General features: G+C 64.7%; 17 protein-coding genes. 9 read left to right on the top strand and 8 right to left on the bottom strand.

The window, feature by feature from the left end; all coding sequences use genetic code 11:
* The first annotated feature begins 207 nt into the window (after nt 1-207).
* The gene (locus J6525_RS11495; protein WP_225644603.1) at nt 208-486 is read left to right on the top strand and encodes a hypothetical protein; all 279 of its coding nucleotides are present in this window, start codon (nt 208-210) and stop codon (nt 484-486) included.
* 66 nt (nt 487-552) lie between these two features.
* Here J6525_RS11495 and J6525_RS11490 read toward each other — a convergent pair whose 3' ends face one another.
* From J6525_RS11490 to purU, 3 genes are all read right to left on the bottom strand, one after another.
* Complete coding sequence (locus J6525_RS11490) at nt 553-723, bottom strand: hypothetical protein (protein WP_225644453.1); 171 nt, start codon at nt 721-723, stop codon at nt 553-555.
* Nucleotides 720-1,304 carry a metallophosphoesterase family protein gene (locus J6525_RS11485; protein ID WP_225644451.1) on the bottom strand — a complete coding sequence of 195 codons (585 nt, stop codon included), beginning with the start codon at nt 1,302-1,304 and terminating at the stop codon, nt 720-722. The genes J6525_RS11490 and J6525_RS11485 overlap by 4 nt, the downstream gene beginning before the upstream one ends.
* 78 nt (nt 1,305-1,382) lie before the next feature.
* Nucleotides 1,383-2,246, bottom strand: coding sequence for a formyltetrahydrofolate deformylase (gene purU, locus J6525_RS11480; RefSeq protein ID WP_016840251.1), 864 nt, complete (start codon nt 2,244-2,246; stop codon nt 1,383-1,385).
* Between the two features lie 135 nt (nt 2,247-2,381).
* On the opposite strand from purU, the gene J6525_RS11475 reads away from it, so the two are divergent.
* Entirely contained in the window at nt 2,382-3,227 is an 846-nt protein-coding gene (locus tag J6525_RS11475; RefSeq protein WP_016840250.1) for a uroporphyrinogen-III synthase, read from the top strand.
* 98 nt (nt 3,228-3,325) lie between these two features.
* On the opposite strand, the gene J6525_RS11470 is transcribed toward J6525_RS11475, so the two are convergent.
* The 4 genes from J6525_RS11470 to J6525_RS11455 all read right to left on the bottom strand — a co-directional run bounded on the left by J6525_RS11470 (nt 3,326) and on the right by J6525_RS11455 (nt 7,258).
* A complete protein-coding gene (locus tag J6525_RS11470; RefSeq protein WP_225644449.1) occupies nt 3,326-4,303 on the bottom strand; it encodes a tripartite tricarboxylate transporter substrate binding protein in 978 nt (325 codons plus the stop codon).
* Nucleotides 4,304-4,420: 117 nt separating this feature from the next.
* Nucleotides 4,421-5,365, bottom strand: a complete 945-nt coding sequence (gene fcl / locus J6525_RS11465) for a GDP-L-fucose synthase (RefSeq protein ID WP_283848622.1) — start codon at nt 5,363-5,365, stop codon at nt 4,421-4,423.
* Entirely contained in the window at nt 5,346-6,446 is a 1,101-nt protein-coding gene (gmd, locus tag J6525_RS11460) for a GDP-mannose 4,6-dehydratase (RefSeq protein WP_225644447.1), read from the bottom strand. The genes fcl and gmd overlap by 20 nt, the downstream gene beginning before the upstream one ends.
* 137 nt (nt 6,447-6,583) lie before the next feature.
* Nucleotides 6,584-7,258, bottom strand: coding sequence for a Crp/Fnr family transcriptional regulator (locus tag J6525_RS11455; RefSeq protein ID WP_016847996.1), 675 nt, complete (start codon nt 7,256-7,258; stop codon nt 6,584-6,586).
* Between the two features lie 408 nt (nt 7,259-7,666).
* On the opposite strand from J6525_RS11455, the gene J6525_RS11450 reads away from it, so the two are divergent.
* The 6 genes from J6525_RS11450 to J6525_RS11425 all read left to right on the top strand — a co-directional run bounded on the left by J6525_RS11450 (nt 7,667) and on the right by J6525_RS11425 (nt 14,952).
* Nucleotides 7,667-8,488 (top strand): ABC transporter ATP-binding protein, encoded by an 822-nt coding sequence (locus tag J6525_RS11450; protein ID WP_225644445.1) that lies wholly within the window; start codon nt 7,667-7,669, stop codon nt 8,486-8,488.
* On the top strand, nt 8,485-10,413 hold the full coding sequence (locus J6525_RS11445) for a long-chain fatty acid--CoA ligase (RefSeq protein WP_225644443.1): 1,929 nt from the start codon (nt 8,485-8,487) through the stop codon (nt 10,411-10,413). Before J6525_RS11450 ends, J6525_RS11445 begins: the two co-directional genes overlap by 4 nt.
* Before the next feature lie 217 nt (nt 10,414-10,630).
* Nucleotides 10,631-11,524 carry a branched-chain amino acid ABC transporter permease gene (locus J6525_RS11440; protein ID WP_016847993.1) on the top strand — a complete coding sequence of 298 codons (894 nt, stop codon included), beginning with the start codon at nt 10,631-10,633 and terminating at the stop codon, nt 11,522-11,524.
* A 3-nt stretch (nt 11,525-11,527) separates the two neighbouring features.
* On the top strand, nt 11,528-12,601 hold the full coding sequence (locus J6525_RS11435; protein ID WP_057020451.1) for a branched-chain amino acid ABC transporter permease: 1,074 nt from the start codon (nt 11,528-11,530) through the stop codon (nt 12,599-12,601).
* Nucleotides 12,602-12,661: 60 nt separating this feature from the next.
* Nucleotides 12,662-13,945: an ABC transporter substrate-binding protein gene (locus J6525_RS11430; protein ID WP_225644441.1), complete on the top strand. Its 1,284-nt coding sequence runs from the start codon at nt 12,662-12,664 to the stop codon at nt 13,943-13,945.
* Nucleotides 13,946-14,112: 167 nt separating this feature from the next.
* Nucleotides 14,113-14,952, top strand: a complete 840-nt coding sequence (locus J6525_RS11425; RefSeq protein WP_028338343.1) for an ABC transporter ATP-binding protein — start codon at nt 14,113-14,115, stop codon at nt 14,950-14,952.
* A 64-nt stretch (nt 14,953-15,016) separates the two neighbouring features.
* On the opposite strand, the gene J6525_RS11420 is transcribed toward J6525_RS11425, so the two are convergent.
* Entirely contained in the window at nt 15,017-16,168 is a 1,152-nt protein-coding gene (locus J6525_RS11420; RefSeq protein WP_057020452.1) for an AGE family epimerase/isomerase, read from the bottom strand.
* A 95-nt stretch (nt 16,169-16,263) separates the two neighbouring features.
* Here J6525_RS11420 and J6525_RS11415 point away from each other — a divergent pair, with 95 nt between their 5' ends.
* Nucleotides 16,264-17,487, top strand: a complete 1,224-nt coding sequence (locus tag J6525_RS11415; protein WP_225644439.1) for a phenylacetate--CoA ligase family protein — start codon at nt 16,264-16,266, stop codon at nt 17,485-17,487.
* The last annotated feature ends 1 nt before the right edge of the window (nt 17,488 follow it).

Below are 17,488 nucleotides of genomic sequence, written 5' to 3'. Positions count from 1 at the left end.
AACTAAGAAAATGGTATTAAAATACCAAGAAGCCACGAAACTCAATGCCAAGAACCGATCACGCGCCACCAGAGCACCTTGGCGGCCCCGATTCATTTGTACGATTGTGCAAACAGCGCCGCGATGTCAACAAACAAGCACAATTGCAGCCGAACGGTCGCGCCCAAGATCATCATCCATAAAGACCAGGGCTGTATCCTGCCTCACATGCCGTTCTTCTCGCGCCCTATCTCTGTCCTGACTGCCCTCGCGTTCGCGGCCTGTACGCTCGGAGGATGCGGCACCGTGAACCGGAAGCTCTCGGCCGGCATGGCCGACTACATTCCGGCCTGGGCCGGCGGCCTGCCCGCCGACGCGCCGCCGCGGGCAGGTACCCCCGAATACGACAAGTTCATGCAGGAGCGGGAGCGCAAGCGCCTGATGCCTGCGGCCGAGCGCGGCGATGACGCCAAGCCGGCAACGCCACCGCAGGACGCTGCCCACTGAGCGTACGGCCGGACCAGGACAGGCACCGGGTTGTGCCGTGCACGGGATAAGCGACAGCCCGACAGACTAGCTGGAGTGATCCTCGCGGATGATTTCGCCGCGGTGGCCGAACTCCACCATGTGGACAGTGACGTTGTCGTCGCGACGAACGCACCCGTAGGAATCCGGCAGATCGGCGACGGTCAGCACCTCAGCAAATACTGAATAGCTGTCGTGGTTCGGCGCAGCGAGGGTCATGGGAACGCCCGCACCGAACCGCCCGGCACGATGTGGCAGTGACCGAAGAAAATGTGCCTGATCTTGCTCCGGTGCTTCGTGACGATCGATCGGAACTGCATCATCGAGCAGGCCGATCCGGTCCACCGGCGCGATGCGGGTCGGGAATAGATTGTGATGCATGAGCAGGAAGAACGGGCCGTCATGCGCTGGCGTTCCAGCCAGGCCTGCCGCGCCGGGCAAAAGCTGCCGGCGGCCGTCTGCAGGTCGTAGGTGTCAAGCAGCAGGTAGCCGCCGAACGAGGTGTCGTGAACGCCTTGCGCGAACCAGTCCGCGTCGGCGCATTTGGGAAACAGGCTGAGACACCTCTCGCGATGATCATGATTGCCGATGCAGAGCCGCACCGGGATTGAGAACCCGTTCAGGCGTTCGCGCGGCAAGTGATAGTCAGCGAGCTCGCCGATACCCGAAAGATCGCCGAGATCACCATCAGCTCGGCGTCGCGGTGATCGGCAAGCACCTGATCCAGCGCGCTCGAAGTTCTGCATGGGATCACGGCCAAAGATCGTTCTCCCCGGCGTCGTCAGATGGATGTCGCTCATGTGGATGAGTTTCATGCAGCACCTCGATGCAGGGCGACACCCTAGCCGTCAAAGCGCGACAACCGGAGTGAACGCGGATCAGTCCACGAACACCACGGTCTTGCGTCCGTTGAGGATGACGCGATCGGCGAGATGGTAGCGGATCGCGCGCGCCAGCACCCGGCGCTCGATGTCGCGCCCCTTGCGCACAAGATCCTCAGGCGTGTCACGATGGCTTATACGCTCGACGTCCTGGTCGATGATCGGCCCCTCGTCGAGATCGCTGGTGACGTAATGCGCCGTGGCCCCGATCAGCTTGACGCCGCGCTCATGGGCCTGGTGGTAGGGCCTAGCGCCCTTGAAGCCCGGCAGGAAGGAATGATGGATGTTGATGCAGCGGCCCGACAGCCGCGCCGACATCTCGTCCGACAGGATCTGCATGTAGCGGGCCAGCACCACGAGATCGGTCTTGGTGTCCTGGGCCAGCTTCCACACCGCGTCTTCCTGCTGCCGCTTGGCCTCCTTGGTCACCGGCAGATGATGGAACGGGATATCGCCGAAATCGAGCGAGCCATAGGTCTCGCGCGGATGGTTGGAGACGATGGCGGTCGGAATCATCTCGAGCTCGCCGGTGCGCCATCGGTAGAGGATGTCGACCAGGCAGTGATCGGATTTCGACACCAATAGCATCACCCGGCGGCGGCTGGCGCGATCGCGCATCTGCCATTCCATCCCGAAACGTTCGGCGATCGCGGCAAAGCCGGTCTGCAGCGCCGCGAGCTCGACCGCGAGGTCGGCCGCGGTGAACACCACGCGCATGAAGAACTTGCCGGTCTCCACATCATCGAACTGTTGGGCGTCCAGGATGTTCTGGCCGTTATGGGCGAGAAACGTCGAGACCGCCGAGACGATCCCTGGACGGTCCGGACACGACAGGGTCAAAACGAACTGATGGTCGGGCATGCCAATTGACCAAAGCTTGAGCAGATTGATGGAACGGTCATTTTCGGCCCCCGTCTACACCGCAGGCGGCCTTGCGCCAATCCCGGCGCGGGGGTCAAATCGAACAAATGACGACAATGTTTGTTAGGATCCATCATGGCTGAACGGCTGAACGGCTACCGCATCCTGATCCTCGAGACGCGCGAGGAGGCGCAGTTTTCCCGCCTGCTCGCCGAACAGGGCGCCGACGTGCTGCAATGCCCGATGTTCACGATCCACGATGCGCCTGATCCGGTGCCGATCGAGGCCTGGATTCGCCGCGCCATCGAACGGCCGCTCGACGACCTCGTGCTGATGACCGGCGAAGGCCTGCGCCGGCTGATGAAAGTCGTGCGCCGGATCGGCGTCGAGCGGGAGTTTGTCGATAGCCTCGCCAAGGCGCGCAAATTCGCCCGTGGCCCCAAACCCGGCCGGGCACTGCGCGAGATCGGCCTGGAACCGCAAATGACGACCGAGAAGCCGACCTCCGAAGGCGTCGCCGAGATGCTGTCGAAGCTCGACCTGACCGGCCATCGGCTCGGCCTGCAGCTCTATCCGGACAAGGATCACGCCAGCCTGATCGGCGCGATCAAGGCACAGGGCGCCGAGGTCGATACGGTGCTGCCCTACGTCTATGATGCGCAGGCCGCCGACGCCAACATCGTCACCGCGATCGAGGAGATGGCGCAGGGCCGCATGGACGCGATCGCTCTGACCAATCTCGGCCAGGTCCGCCGCCTGATCGAAGTGGCACGGGCGCGCGGTTGCGAGGACAGGTTACGCGAGGGGTTCGAGCGTACGCCGATCGCGTCGGTCGGACCGGCGGTATCGGACGAACTCAAGTCCCAAGGCCTGCGCACCGACATCTACCCGGCCGAAGACGCCTTCTTCATGCGGCCGCTGATATCGGCGATGGCGGCGGCGCTTTCAAAGAATCCGCCGCGCGCGACGGCGCGAAGCTAGAGCCTTTTCCGTTCCGATCGAATCGGAACGGAGCTCTAGATTCTAGTTTTGACGCGTTTTCTTCACGCGAACCGGCGTCCACTTCGCTCGAAAACGCTCTAATCAACCTTGGCGCCGGCGAACTTGACCACCTTGCCCCACTTCTCGGTCTCGTCGGCCACTAGTTTGCCGAAGTCGGCAGCCGAGCCCGGCAGCATGATCGCGCCGATCTCGGTAAACCGCGCCTTGGCCTTGGGATCGGCGAGGATTTCATTGACGGCCTTGTTGAGCCTGTCGACGATTTCAGGCGGCGTGTTCTTCGGCGCCGCGAGGCCGTACCAGGCGCTGGCCTCGTAGCCCGGCAGGAAGTCGGCGACCGGCGGCAGGTCCGGAAGCACGTCCGAACGGGTCGTGCTGGTGACCGCAAGTCCGCGCAGCTTGCCGGATTTGACGTGCTCGGCGCAGGTCGGAAGATTGTCGAACATCACCTGCATCACGCCGGACAGCATATCGGTGAGCGCCGGCGCTCCGCCCCGGTAGGGCACGTGCTGCATGTTGATGCCGGTCAGCATCTTGAACAGTTCACCCGACATGTGGATCGTCGAACCGTTGCCTGAGGACGCCATGTTGAGCTTGCCGGGATTGGCCTTTGCATAGGCGATCAATTCGGGAATCGACTTGATCGGCAGCGAGGGGTGCACCACCACGACGTTGGGAAAGCGAATGATGCCCGCGATCGGCTCCATCTCGCGCATGAAGTCGAACGGCAGCTTCTGGTAGAGCGTCGCGTTGATCGCATTGGCCGGCGCGACCAGCAGCAGCGTGTAGCCGTCGGGTGCCGCGCGCAGCGCCTGCTCGGTGGCGATGTTGGTCCCGCCGCCCGGCCGGTTCTCGACAATGAAGGATTGCCCGAGCTTTTCCGACAGCCACTGCCCCATCAGGCGCGCCGTCAGGTCCGCCGAACCGCCGGGGGTATAGCCGATCACGAGGCGAACCGGCCGCGTCGGATAGGCCTCGGCAATCGCTTTTCCAAATGTGAGCGGAAGCGCAGCCGTAGCGGCTGCAAGTTGCAGGAACTGGCGGCGTAGAACCTTCATGATATCTCCTCCGACGCACTGGCGGCTCTTGCGGCACGCTCGGGCACGCGCATCCTAGCCGCGCAGCGTCGCCAAGCCGACAGATATTCTCAGTCGGAGGGCGGGAGGTTTACCGCGTCACTTCGTCTCGCGCAGATAGGCCTGGTACGCGAGGGCGATGCCATCCTCGAGCGAGGTGCTGGCGCGCCAGCCGAGCCTCGCCAGCCGACCGACGTCGAGCAGCTTGCGCGGCGTGCCGTCCGGGCGCGATGTGTCGAAGCTGATCTCGCCACGATAGCCGACGGCGGCCGCGACGACGCGCGCGAACTCGGCGATGGTGATGTCCTCGCCGGTGCCGATATTGACCAGTTCGGGCGATGAATAGGTCTTCATCAGATGGATGCAGGCGTCGGCGAGATCGTCGACATAGAGGAATTCGCGGCGCGGCGTGCCGGTGCCCCACACCGCGACGTTGCCGGCGCCCGAAACCTTGGCCTCGTGGAAGCGGCGGATCAGCGCGGCGACGACGTGGCTGTATTCGGGGTGATAATTGTCGCCGGGGCCGTAGAGATTGGTCGGCATCACGCTGATGAAATCGGCGCCGTACTGGCTGCGATAGGCCTCGGCCATCTTGATGCCGGCGATCTTGGCGATGGCATAGGGCTCGTTGGTCGGCTCCAGCGGGCCGGTCAGCATCGAATCCTCGCGCAGCGGCTGCGGCGCCAGGCGCGGATAGATGCAGGACGAGCCGAAGAACATCAGCTTCTCGCAGCCATTGGCGTGCGCCGCCTGGATCACGTTGCTCGAGATCGCCAGATTGTCGTAGAGGAATTCGGCCCGCAGCATGTTGTTGGCGACGATGCCGCCGACCTTGGCGGCGGCGAGGAACACGGCCTGCGGCCGCTTCGCGGCAAACCAGGCGTTGACCGCGGTTTGGTCGCGCAAATCGACCTCGCTGCGCGACACCGTCAGTAGATCGGCCTCCTCGCGCGCCAGCCGGCGCATCAGGGCCGAGCCGACCATGCCGCGATGGCCGGCGACGAAGACCGACTTGCCCTTCAGCTCAAACACCGTGCTTGCCATTGGCCGCGTCCTGCCTGGCCTCGACGAGATCGCTGGCAATCATTTCCTTCACCAGTTGCGCGAACGGCGTCTTCGGCGCCCAGCCGAGCTTGGCGCGCGCCTTGCTGGCGTCGCCGATCAGAAGATCGACCTCGGTCGGGCGGAAATAGGTCGGATCGATCTGCACCAGGGTGTTTCCGGACGCCTTGTCGACACCGACCTCCTCGACGCCCTTGCCGCGCCATTCGATGCTGCGGCCGACCTCGGCAAACGCCAGTTCGACGAACTCGCGGACCGACCGCGTTTCGCCGGTCGCGAGCACGAAGTCGCCGGGCTCGTCGACCTGCAGGATCCTGTGCATGCCCTCGACATAGTCGCGGGCGTGGCCCCAGTCGCGCTTGGCGTCGAGATTGCCGAGATAGAGCTTGTTCTCGAGGCCGACCTCGATGCGGGCGACGGCGCGGGTGATCTTGCGCGTCACGAAGGTCTCGCCGCGGATCGGGCTCTCATGGTTGAACAGGATGCCGTTGCTGGCGAACATGCCATAGGCCTCGCGGTAGTTCACCGTGATCCAGTAGCCGTAGAGCTTGGCGACGCCATAGGGCGAGCGCGGATAGAACGGCGTGGTTTCCTTCTGCGGCACCTCCTGCACGAGGCCGTAAAGCTCCGAGGTCGAGGCCTGGTAGAACCGCGCCTCCTTCTCCATGCCGAGGATGCGGATCGCTTCCAAAAGGCGCAATACGCCGATCGCGTCGGCATTGGCGGTGTATTCCGGGCTCTCGAAACTGACCTGGACGTGGCTTTGCGCCGCGAGGTTGTAGATCTCGGTCGGCCGGATCTGCTGCACCAGGCGGATCAGATTGGTCGAATCGGTCATGTCGCCATAGTGCATCAGGAACGGGACGTTGCCGACATGCGGATCCTGGTAAAGATGGTCGACACGCGCGGTGTTGAGTGAGGACGAGCGACGCTTGAGCCCGTGCACGGTATAACCGAGGCCGAGCAGATATTCGGCGAGATACGCGCCGTCCTGCCCGGTGACGCCGGTGATCAACGCAACGCGCCGCTTCGAGTCCTGAGCCGCCGAATCCTTAACTGCCATGTCATCTCCAGAGATCGCGCAAACAGCGCGCCGACGAGGCCGGTCTGTAGCATCCGGCCTGCTCCAAGTCTAACATCACAATTGCTGAATCGGGGCTTCAGCGCCCCCGAAAATGGTTAAATGCGGCCTGGATCCCATCATTCCCCGTAGTGGCGCAGCCGGTCGAGGTTGAGGATGGTCACCCCGCCATAGTCGAGCCGCAACAGCCCCTCGCGCTCCAGCCGCTTCAGGCACTGGTTGGCGTTCTGCCGGGAGATCCCCGACAGCGCCCCGATCTCCTCCTGGGTGATCTCCAGGTGCAGGGTGAGGTCGGGGTAGAGAATCGGATTGAACAGCGAGGCGATCGAGCGCGCCAGCCGCGCGGTGGCATCCAGCGTGCGGCCATATTCGAGCAGCGCAATGAACTGGCCGAGCCGCTCATTGAGCGAGCCGACCAAGAACCGGTTGAAGCCGACACTGTTCTCGAACAGCCAGACGAAGGTCCGGCGATCCATCATCGCCAGTCGCGTGTCGCGCAGCGCGACCACATCGTAGCGCCGGGGCTCATTCTTGAGCACGGTCCCCTCGCCGAACCACGCGCCTGCGGTGAGACCCGCGAAACTCGCCGCCTTGCCGCCGCGCGAGACGATGCCCATGCGCGCCAGCCCGGTGACGATGCCGGTCCAGTACTGAAAATTGTCGCCGCGCATGAAGATGAATTCGTTGGCGCGATAGGATTTCTCGGAAATGCCAGCGCGCGCGATTTCGATTTCTTGCTCGCTCAGTTCGCGCGACCAGGCCGCGATGCGCCTCAGGTAATCAGCAGCGATCATTCTAGCGACGGCGTCCTACCCCAAGAGACTGCAACGATATTGCACTGCAGCAACGCCGTGCGCGAAGCCAGGGACCCGAGGCCTGGAATGCCAGCGAAAATTCCTGACCAAATGTCGGGCACATGACAATTCAACCTATCGCTTTCTCGTATTCAGAGCCACCTCGCGTAACGTCGCGCAGTTCCTTGATGGATCGCTGAAGGCGGACGAGGCGAGGGACGGGCTTGCAGGCGGGTGCGGCGTTACCGCGCATGACGCAGGCGATCGGGGCGAGCGATCTCCCGAACGCCGACATCAATAGTCGGATGGTCTCCCTTCGGCGGCCCATGTAAGATCGAAGTGTAAGATCGAAGCGAAGATAAGAAGATTAAAGAGCGCGCCAAAGCGCCCGTATCTGGAGGGAACAGGGTGGCTAATAGTCTCGAGGTGCGCGGAGTCTCATTGCGCTTTGGCGGCGTCCGCGCGCTGACCGAAGTGAGCTTCGGCGTCAACGAGGGCGAGCTGTTTTCCATCATCGGCCCGAACGGCGCCGGCAAGACCTCGATCGTCAACTGCATCTCCGGCCGCTACCGGCCGACTGAAGGCCAGCTGTTCTATCGCGGCCAGGACATCACCGGCCTCAACCCGAACGCGCGGCCCCGGCTCGGCATCGGCCGGACTTTCCAGAATCTCGCGCTGTTCCACCACATGAGCGTGCTCGACAACATCATGGTCGGCCGCCATCACCTCCTGAAGAACAACTTCATCACGGGATCGCTGTACTGGCTGACCGGCGCGCGCCGCGAGGAGCTGGAGCACCGCCGCAAGGTCGAGGAGATCATCGACTTCCTCGATCTGCAATCGGTGCGCAAGGCGACCGCCGGCACCCTGCCCTATGGCCTGCGCAAGCGCGTCGAGCTCGCCCGCGCGATGGCGCTCGAGCCGCAACTGATCCTGCTCGACGAGCCGATGGCCGGCATGAACTTCGAAGAGAAGGAAGACATGGCGCGCTACATCGTCGATCTCAACGAAGAGTTCGGCATGACGGTGATGATGATCGAGCACGACATGGGCGTCGTGATGGACATCTCCCACCGCGTCATGGTGCTCGACTTCGGCCGCAAGATCGCCGAGGGCGATCCGGGCACCGTGCTTGCCGATCCCCATGTCAAGCGCGCCTATCTCGGCGAGGAAGACGAAGTGCTGGTCGATCCCGACGACAAGCCCGCGGTGCGGGAGAGCGCCGCATGATGGACTATGCCGGTCGCGCCGCGCAGGCCGACACCTTTCCCAAGATGCTGCGCCTGAACGCGACGGAGCACGGCCGAGAGATCGCGCTGCGCGAGAAGGATTTCGGGCTGTGGCGCGAATTTACCTGGAACGACTACCAGACCCGCACCCATGATTTCGCGCTCGGCATGGTCGAGCTCGGGCTTGGCCGCGGCGACGTGATCGGCATTATCGGCGACAACCGGCCGGACTGGGTCGCCGCCGAGATCGCGGCCCACGCGATTGGCGCGATGAGCCTCGGTCTTTATCGCGACGTGCTGGATGAGGAAGCCGCCTATCTCCTGACCTATGGCGAGGCCAAGCTGGTCTTCGCCGAGGACGAGGAACAGGTCGACAAGCTGCTCGGCCTGGCCGATCGCGTGCCCCACCTCGAGCACATCGTGTATTCCGACCCGCGCGGCATGCGCAAATACGACGATCCGCGATTGATGGAGGCGAGCAAGCTCGTTGCGCTGGGCCGCGACCGCGCCACGCGCGAGCCTGGACTGTACGAGCGGCTGGTCGACGCTACGAAGGGCGAGGACGTCGCGATCCTCTGCACCACCTCGGGCACGACGGCCAACCCGAAGCTTGCGATGCTCTCTGCCGGGCGCGTACTGCGGCACTGCGCGACCTATCTCGCCTTCGATCCGAAGGGGCCCGACGACGAATATGTCTCGGTGCTGCCGCTGCCCTGGATCATGGAACAGATTTACGCGCTGGGCAAAGGGCTGCTCTCCCGGATGAAGGTCAACTTCGTCGAAGAGCCCGACACCATGATGCACGACTTCCGCGAGATCGCGCCGACCTTCGTGCTGTTCGCGCCGCGGGTATGGGAATCGATCGCGGCCGACGTCCGCGCCGGGGTGATGGACGCCTCGCCGTTCAAGCAACGGCTCTATGACCTCGGCATGAGGACCGGCCTTGCGGCGCTCGCCGAGGGCAAGCGTTCTGTGTTCGCCGACCAGCTCTTGTTCCGTGCGCTGCGCGACCGGCTCGGCTTCACGCGGCTGCGCTCGGCGGCGACCGGCGGCGCGGCGCTCGGGCCGGACACCTTCAAGTTCTTCCAGGCGATGGGCGTGCCGCTGCGCACGCTGTACGGCCAGACCGAGCTGCTCGGCGCCTACACGCTGCATCCCGAAGGCAAGGTCGATCCCGACACCACCGGCGTGCCGATGGCCGACAACATCGAGATCCGCATCGACAATACCGACGTCAACGGCGTCGGAGAGATCGTGGTGCGGCATCCCAACATGTTCCACGGCTATTACAAGAACCCCGAAGCATCGGTCGCCGACATCAAGGACGGCTGGATGCATTCGGGCGATGCCGGCTACTACAACGACAACCGGCAGCTCGTGGTGATCGACCGCATCAAGGATCTCGCCGAGACCTCGCGCGGCGAGCGCTTCTCGCCGCAATATATCGAGAACAAGCTGAAGTTCTCGCCCTATGTCGCCGAGGCGGTCGTCCTCGGCGCCGGCCGCGACGCGCTCGCCGCGATGATCTGCATCCGCTACTCGATCATCTCGAAATGGGCGGAGAAGAACCGGATCTCGTTCACGACCTACACCGACCTGTCCTCGCGGCCCGAAGTCTATGCGCTGCTCAAGAAAGAGGTCGAGACCGTCAATGCCACCCTGCCGCCGGCGCAACGCATCTCGCGCTTCCTGCTGCTCTACAAGGAGCTCGATGCCGATGACGGCGAGCTGACCCGGACCCGAAAGGTCCGCCGCGGCGTGATCAACGAGAAATACGCCGACATCATCGATGCGATCTACCGCGGCAAGGCCAGCATCCCCGTCGACACCGTGATCCGCTTCCAGGACGGCTCGACGCAGCGCGTCCGCACCACGCTCGAGGTCGTCGATCTCGGCCGCGCCGTGATCGCGGAGGCCGCGGAATGACTGTGTTGCGCGACCAGAGCGCGGTGCTCATGAATGTGCCATCTCCCCTTGTGGGAGAGGGCTACACCGCTAGTCGACACGAACTCGCTTGGGTGAGGGGTACCCTCTCCACGATCCCGATGCGGAGACAACCCCTCGCCGGGCTTCGCTTTGCGAAGCCACCCTCTCCCACAAGGGGAGAGGGTGCTGGCGCCGCAGTCCGGAGCGACCGCACCCCATGAACATCCAGTTCCTGATCCAGCTGATCGTCAACGGCCTCGTGGTCGGCACGCTGTATGGCGTGGTCGCGATGTCGTTCGTGCTGATCTACAAGGCGACACAGGTCGTGAACTTCGCGCAGGGCGAATTGCTGCTGGTCGGCGCCTGGGTGTGCTGGGCGCTGCTGACGAAGTATCAGGTGCCGTTCTGGGTCGGCATGCCGATCACGCTGGTCTTCATGTTCATCTTCGGCATCGCGATCCAGGTCGTGATCCTGCGCCCGATGATCGGTGAGCCGATCATCTCCGTGATCATGGTGACGATCGGCCTGTCGACGGTGTTCCAGGCCGCGCTGAAGTGGATCTTCGGCGTCAACCCGCAGCCGTTCCCGCGCGTGTTTCAGAGCCAGTCAGTCAGCCTGTTCGGGCTGCAGATCCAGACCGTCTATGTCATGAGCCTCGTGGTCTCGCTCGCCATGATGGTCGGCATGGCCTGGTTCTTCCGCGCCTCCAAATATGGCCTTGCGATGCGCGCCACCGCTTTCAACCAGCAGGTCGCGCAGTCGCTCGGCATTTCCGTCAAGAACGTGTTCGCGATGGCGTGGGCGATCTCGGCCACCGTCTCGGCGGTCGCCGGTGTCGTGGTCGCCGTGGTCAATGGCGTGTCGTCCGGCCTCTCCGCCTACGGCATCAAGGTGTTTCCCGCCGCGATCCTCGGCGGGCTCGACTCAGTCGGCGGCGCCGTGCTCGGCGGCATCATCATCGGGCTATTGGAAAATGTCGCCCAGTATGTCGACAGCCAGTACCTGCACTGGGGCAATCTCTACGAGATCGCGCCGTTCTACGTCCTGATCATCATCCTGATGATCAAGCCGTACGGCCTGTTCGGCACCAAGGATATTGAGCGGGTCTGATCAATGGCGACAAGCACACTCATCCCCTCGGGCGATTTCCGCACCAGCTACGCGGCCGACACCACGATCTTCCCGACCGCAACCAGCCGCAATTTCGCGATCCTCGGCATCGTGCTCGCCTGCTTCGCGCCGATGCTGCTGTCCAACTACCTGCTCTCGATCGCGATCCAGATCGGCATCTTCGCGATCGCGGCCCTCGGCCTCAACGTCCTGGTCGGCTTCACCGGCCAGATCTCGATCGGCCACGCCGCGTTCTTCCTATTCGGCGCGTTCACCTCGGCCTACATCTCCAACAACGCGCCGATCCCGGTGTTCTTCGCCATCCCCCTCGCCGGCGTCGTCACGGCACTGGTCGGCCTGATCTTCGGCGTGCCGGCGGCGCGGCTGAAGGGACTCTATCTCGTAATCGCGACGCTCGCCGCGCAGTACATCCTGCTCGACTTCTTCTCGCGCGCCGAATGGTTCTCCGGCGGCTCGGTGCCGGCCAGCGCCAATCCGTTCTCGATTTTCGGCTACACCCTGCGCGGCGACCGGCAGTATTTCTACGTCGTGCTCGCCTACATGGTGATCAGCTACCTGCTGGTCACCAACCTGATGCGCACCCGCGACGGCCGCGCGCTGGTCGCGATCCGCGATCACTATCTCTCCGCCGAGATCATGGGCATCAACCTCACCAAGTACCGGACGCTGTCGTTCGGGCTTGCCGCCTTCTTTGCCGGCATCGCCGGCGCGCTCTATGCTCACTATCAGCTCGTGGTCTCGCAGGAAGGTTTTGGCATAGAGCGCTCGGTGCTGTTCCTCGCCATGGTCATCATCGGCGGCACCGGCTCGGTGATGGGCACGCTGATGGGCACGGCCTTCGTGGTGCTGCTGCCGGAATCGATGGAATGGCTGAGCGCCTGGCTGAAGGGCGGCGCCATCGACAAGGCGCTGCAGCTCAACAACAACATCACCTTCCTGCGCGAGATCGCGATCGGCCTGATCATCATCGGCTTCTTGATGTTCGAGCCGGACGGCCTCGCGCATCGCTGGAGGCAGATCAAGGCTTACTGGAAGCTCTACCCGTTCTCGCATTGACGCAAGGCACGGAACGCAACTCAAAATTCGGTTCAACGAATAAGCAGGAGGAAAGCAAAAATGACGATTAGATCCCTTTTGAGCTCGGTCTCCGTTGCGCTGCTGATCAGCAGCGCGGCCGCCACCGCGCAGGCGCAGATCGCCATCGGCCATCTGCAGGACCTCTCGGGCGGCACGTCCGACGTCGGCACCCCCTATGGCCAGGGCGTCGCCGACACCTTCGCCTGGGTCAACAAGAATGGCGGCGTCGGCGGCAAGCAGCTCAGTGTCGACAGCAACGACTATGGCTACCAGGTGCCGCGCGCCATCGCGCTGTACAAGAAATGGTCGGCGCCCGACGGCAAGGTCGCGGCGATCATGGGCTGGGGCACGGCGGATACCGAGGCCCTCACCGGCTTCCTGGCGCAGGACAAGATCCCGGACATCTCCGGCTCCTACGCCGCGGCGCTGACCGATCCGGAAGGCACCAGCGGCAAGGCCAAGCCCGCGCCGTACAATTTCTTCTACGGCCCGAGCTACTCGGACTCGATGCGCGCGATGCTGACCTGGGCCGCCGAGGACTGGAAGGCCAAGGGCAAGCCCGGAAAGCCGAAATTCGTCCACATGGGCGCCAACCATCCGTATCCGAACGCACCGAAGGCGGCCGGTGAAGCGCTGGCGACCGAGCTCGGCTTCGAGGTGCTGCCGCCGCTGGTGTTCGCGCTGTCGCCCGGCGACTACTCGGCGCAGTGTCTCAGCCTGAAAAGCTCGGGCGCAAATTATGCCTATCTCGGCAACACGGCGGCCTCGAACATCTCGGTGCTGAAGGCCTGCAAGACCGCCGGCGTCGATGTCCAGTTCCTCGGCAATGTCTGGGGCATGGACGAGAACGCGGCGAAGACCGCCGGCGATGCAGCCGACGGCGTGATCTTCCCGCTCCGCACGGCGGTGAGCTGGGGCGGCAACGCGCCCGGCATGAAGACCGTGATGGAAATCTCCAAGATGTCCGACCCGTCCGGCAAGGTCTATCGGCCGGTGCACTACATCGCCGCGGTCTGCAGCGCGCTCTATCTGAAGGAGGCGCTCGACTGGGCCGCCAAGAACGGTGGCGCCACCGGCGAGAACGTCGCCAAGGGCTTCTACCAGAAGAAGGATTGGGTGCCGGCCGGCATGGACGGCGTCTGCAATCCGTCGACCTGGACCGAAAAGGATCACCGCCCCACCACGAAGGTCGACCTGTATCGCTCGAAGATCTCGGGCGCGACCGATGGCGACATCAACGACCTGATGGGCAAGGGCACGATCAAGCTCGAGAAGGTGAAGACCGTCGACCTGCCGCGCAAGCCGGAATGGTTTGGGTGGTAAGGCAACGGCTGATCACGTCCACCAATCGTCATGCGCGGGCTCGACCCGCGCATCCATCAAGCGAAGACGTATTCCGATCGATGGATTGCCGGGTCATAGGCGAGCGGAAGCGACGCCGTCCTTTGGACGGCTATGCCCGGCAATGACGTCGAAGGGTAACACAGACCATGAACGAAACCCTCGAAGCCACCCGCCCGATGCCGACGGCCGTCCCGCCGCCGCCGCTGCTCAGCGTCAACAATATCGAGGTCGTCTATGACGACGTCATCCTGGTGCTGCGCGGCCTCAGCCTCGAAGTGCCGAAGGGCGCGATCGTGGCGCTGCTCGGCGCCAACGGCGCCGGCAAGTCGACCACGCTGAAAGCGATCTCCGGCCTGCTCAAGACCGAGGACGGCGAGGTCACCCGCGGCGAGATCCTGTTCGAGGGCCAGCGCATCAACGGCATCGATCCGGACAAGATCGTCCGCCGCGGCATCTTCCAGGTGATGGAAGGCCGCCGCATCGTCGCCGATATGACGTCGCTGGAGAACCTGCGGCTCGGCGCCTTCACCCGGCGCGACGGCGAGGTCTCCGATGACATCGACATGGTGTTCAAGTATTTCCCGCGCCTGAAGGAGCGCACCGGCCTCGCCGGCTATCTCTCCGGCGGCGAGCAGCAGATGCTCGCGATCGGCCGCGCGCTGATGGCGCGCCCGAAGATGATCCTGATGGACGAGCCGTCGATGGGGCTGTCGCCTCTGCTCGTCAAGGAAGTGTTCGCAATCATCAAGGAGATCAACCGGGATCTCGGCGTCACGATCCTCCTGGTCGAGCAGAATGCGCGCGCCGCGCTCTCGGTCGCGAGCCATGGCTACATCATGGAACAGGGCAAGGTCGTGCTCGACGGCTCCGCCGACGAGCTGCGCGACAATGAGGACGTCAAGGAATTCTACCTCGGCGGCGCCGGCGACCAGCGCAAGAGCTTCAAGAACCTGAAGAGCTTCAAGCGGCGCAAGCGCTGGCTGTGAGGATAGCGAGCGTTTTCGGGCGGAGTTGCGTGTGCAGAAAACGCGTCAGACCAGGAAGGCGGTTCTATCCGAGCACCTGCTCGGCTTCAGTGACCGCGCAAAGCACATGATAGAACGACGACGCCGGGATCGTGGCGACCAGCGAATTGCCGTCGCGGTCGAACTGATCGTACCAGCCGCCGGCCACGGCATGGCCGAGATAGTGCCGCTCGAGCAGCACCAGCGCCGCACGCGCCTCGTCCGCCGCGCCGGCTTCGCCCGACTCGGCCTGCGCGATCCAGGCCTTCGCCAGCTCGCTCTGCGGCCACAGCCGACGTGTGTGGCGGCGAATGTTGCCCTCGGCGTCGCCCTCGTCGACCAGGCAGCCGGTGGCCGCGTCGCGATAGCGCAGCGCCGACGCCAGCAGCTCGCCGCGCGGGCGCCCGGTCGGGCAGCCGGTGATCCGCTCAAATCCCCTCAGCAGCCAGACCCATTCCGCGAGGTGCCCGGGCTCGACGCTGACCGGCGGGATCTTCGACCAGTCCTCCTCGAAATATTCGCCGAGGGTGCGCGTCTGCTTGTCGTAGAGGCTGGCAAGGAACAGCGCGAAGAAATCGCCGGCGCGGTTCTGGAACGACAAATCGTGGGTCGCGTCGAAGCAGGCGATCATCGCCTCGAACAGATGCATCTGCGGGTTCTGCCGGCGCGGCATCGAGGGCGGCAGGCCCTCGTGGAAGCCGCCATGGGGCGAGCGCAGCTGGGTATCGAGGAACGACAGCAGCGCGTCGATCTCGGCGCGGATCTGGGCGTCCTGGTCGAGGCCGTAGGCGGTCGCGAGCGCAAGCAGCACGAAGGCGTGGCCGTAGGTGTCGCGCAGCGGGTCGTGCACGCCGCCCTCGGCCGTCAGGCTGTAGACGAAGCCAGGCCGGCCGTCCGGCCCCCTGGCCTTGGCCAGCAGGTAGTCCAGCCCCTTCAGCGCGACCGCGCGCCCCTCCGGATACCAGCCCAGCTGGGCCGCCTTGGCGTAGCAATAGATCTGGCGCGCCTGCACCATGATCCGGCGCGGGGCGGCGCGGTCGGCCGTCCCGTCGTGGTGCAGCCGGTCGACAAAGCCGCCGGCGCTGCTGTCCCAGCCTGCGGTCGACCACAGCGGCAGGGCCTCGCCAATGATACGGCGCTTCAGCCTCGCGACGACGTCGGCGGCCCCGTCCGCCGCAACGCTCTCTGCCTCAGCCATCGTGCTCCCTGGAACCGTCCCAATGTCAGCGGTCACCGTCTGATAGCACGGGCGGACCGGCACGCAACCCGCGCACATCCTCCCAAGGACCTGCCATGACCGACCATTACGACGCCCTTGAAACGCGCGATCCGGCCGAGCGCGAGGCCGCGTTGTTCGCCCGGCTGCCCGAGGTGCTGCGCAAGGCGATGGCAGCGCCCGCCTATGCCAATTTGCTGAGAGGCACCGATCCCGCCTCCGTCACCAGCCGGGAGGCGCTGGCCGGGCTGCCGGTGCTCCGTAAGTCGGAACTGCCGGCCCTGCACAAGGCCGCCCCGCCGTTTGGCGGCTTCGTGGCCGACACGCCCGGCTCGTTCGCCCGGCTGTTCACCTCGCCCGGACCGATCTTCGAGCCGGAGGGCCGCCAGGCGGATCCTTGGCGCGGCGCCCGGGCGCTGTTTGCGGCGGGCTTTCGCGAGGGGGATGTGGTGCTGAACACCTTCAGCTATCACCTCACCCCCGGCGGCTTCATCTTCGACGCCTCGGCGCGGGCGCTCGGCTGTGCGGTGATCCCGGCGGGCCCCGGCAATACCGAGCAGCAATTCGAGCTGATCGAGGCCTATCGCCCGGTCGGCTATAGCGGCACCCCGGACTTCCTGAAGATCCTGCTCGACGCCGCCGCCACCGCCGGCCGCGACGTGTCCTCGATCAAGCGCGCGCTGGTCTCAGGCGCGGCATTTCCGAAATCGCTGCAGGAGGAGATGAAGTCGCGCGGCGTCGAGGCTTATCAGGCCTTCGGTACTGCCGATCTCGGCCTGATCGCGTTCGAGACGGCGGCGCGCGAGGGAATGACGGTCAACGAGGAGTTGATCTTGGAGATCGTCAAGCCCGGCACCGGCGATCCCGTTGCGCCGGGTGACGTCGGCGAGATCGTGGTGACCTCGCTCGATCCGCACCATCCCTGGATTCGCCTCGCGCTCGGCGACCTGACCGCCGCCCTGCCCGGCGCGAGCCGGTGCGGACGCACCAACATGCGAATCAAGGGCTGGATGGGCCGCGCCGACCAGACCACCAAGGTGAAGGGGATGTTCGTGCGCCCCGAGCAGATCGCGGAGATCGGCAAGCGCCATCCCGAGCTTGGACGGATTCGCCTGGTCGTCACGCGCGCCGGCGAGGCCGACGCGATGACGCTGAGAGCCGAATGCGCCTCGGCGCCCGATGCCCTGCAGAGCGAGGTCGCGGCAACGCTGCGTGCCGTGACAAAACTCGGCGGCACCGTCGAGCTGGTCGGCACCGGCTCGCTGCCGAACGACGGCAAGGTGATTGCGGACGAGCGTTAGG

The sequence above is a fragment of the Bradyrhizobium australafricanum genome, assembly GCF_020329495.1.
Taxonomy (GTDB): domain Bacteria; phylum Pseudomonadota; class Alphaproteobacteria; order Rhizobiales; family Xanthobacteraceae; genus Bradyrhizobium; species Bradyrhizobium australafricanum.
This window is presented reverse-complemented; position numbering and strand designations above follow the sequence as displayed.

What these genes read in the sequence shown, in the direction of transcription:
- J6525_RS11495 (WP_225644603.1), top strand. Translation starts at nt 208, where the DNA reads ATGCCGTTCTTCTCGCGCCCTATCTCTGTCCTGACTGCCCTCGCGTTC.
- J6525_RS11490 (WP_225644453.1), bottom strand. Translation starts at nt 723, where the DNA reads ATGACCCTCGCTGCGCCGAACCACGACAGCTATTCAGTATTTGCTGAG.
- J6525_RS11485 (WP_225644451.1), bottom strand. Translation starts at nt 1,304, where the DNA reads ATGAGCGACATCCATCTGACGACGCCGGGGAGAACGATCTTTGGCCGT.
- purU (WP_016840251.1), bottom strand. Translation starts at nt 2,246, where the DNA reads ATGCCCGACCATCAGTTCGTTTTGACCCTGTCGTGTCCGGACCGTCCA.
- J6525_RS11475 (WP_016840250.1), top strand. Translation starts at nt 2,382, where the DNA reads ATGGCTGAACGGCTGAACGGCTACCGCATCCTGATCCTCGAGACGCGC.
- J6525_RS11470 (WP_225644449.1), bottom strand. Translation starts at nt 4,303, where the DNA reads ATGAAGGTTCTACGCCGCCAGTTCCTGCAACTTGCAGCCGCTACGGCT.
- fcl (WP_283848622.1), bottom strand. Translation starts at nt 5,365, where the DNA reads ATGGCAAGCACGGTGTTTGAGCTGAAGGGCAAGTCGGTCTTCGTCGCC.
- gmd (WP_225644447.1), bottom strand. Translation starts at nt 6,446, where the DNA reads ATGGCAGTTAAGGATTCGGCGGCTCAGGACTCGAAGCGGCGCGTTGCG.
- J6525_RS11455 (WP_016847996.1), bottom strand. Translation starts at nt 7,258, where the DNA reads ATGATCGCTGCTGATTACCTGAGGCGCATCGCGGCCTGGTCGCGCGAA.
- J6525_RS11445 (WP_225644443.1), top strand. Translation starts at nt 8,485, where the DNA reads ATGATGGACTATGCCGGTCGCGCCGCGCAGGCCGACACCTTTCCCAAG.
- J6525_RS11440 (WP_016847993.1), top strand. Translation starts at nt 10,631, where the DNA reads ATGAACATCCAGTTCCTGATCCAGCTGATCGTCAACGGCCTCGTGGTC.
- J6525_RS11435 (WP_057020451.1), top strand. Translation starts at nt 11,528, where the DNA reads ATGGCGACAAGCACACTCATCCCCTCGGGCGATTTCCGCACCAGCTAC.
- J6525_RS11430 (WP_225644441.1), top strand. Translation starts at nt 12,662, where the DNA reads ATGACGATTAGATCCCTTTTGAGCTCGGTCTCCGTTGCGCTGCTGATC.
- J6525_RS11425 (WP_028338343.1), top strand. Translation starts at nt 14,113, where the DNA reads ATGAACGAAACCCTCGAAGCCACCCGCCCGATGCCGACGGCCGTCCCG.
- J6525_RS11420 (WP_057020452.1), bottom strand. Translation starts at nt 16,168, where the DNA reads ATGGCTGAGGCAGAGAGCGTTGCGGCGGACGGGGCCGCCGACGTCGTC.
- J6525_RS11415 (WP_225644439.1), top strand. Translation starts at nt 16,264, where the DNA reads ATGACCGACCATTACGACGCCCTTGAAACGCGCGATCCGGCCGAGCGC.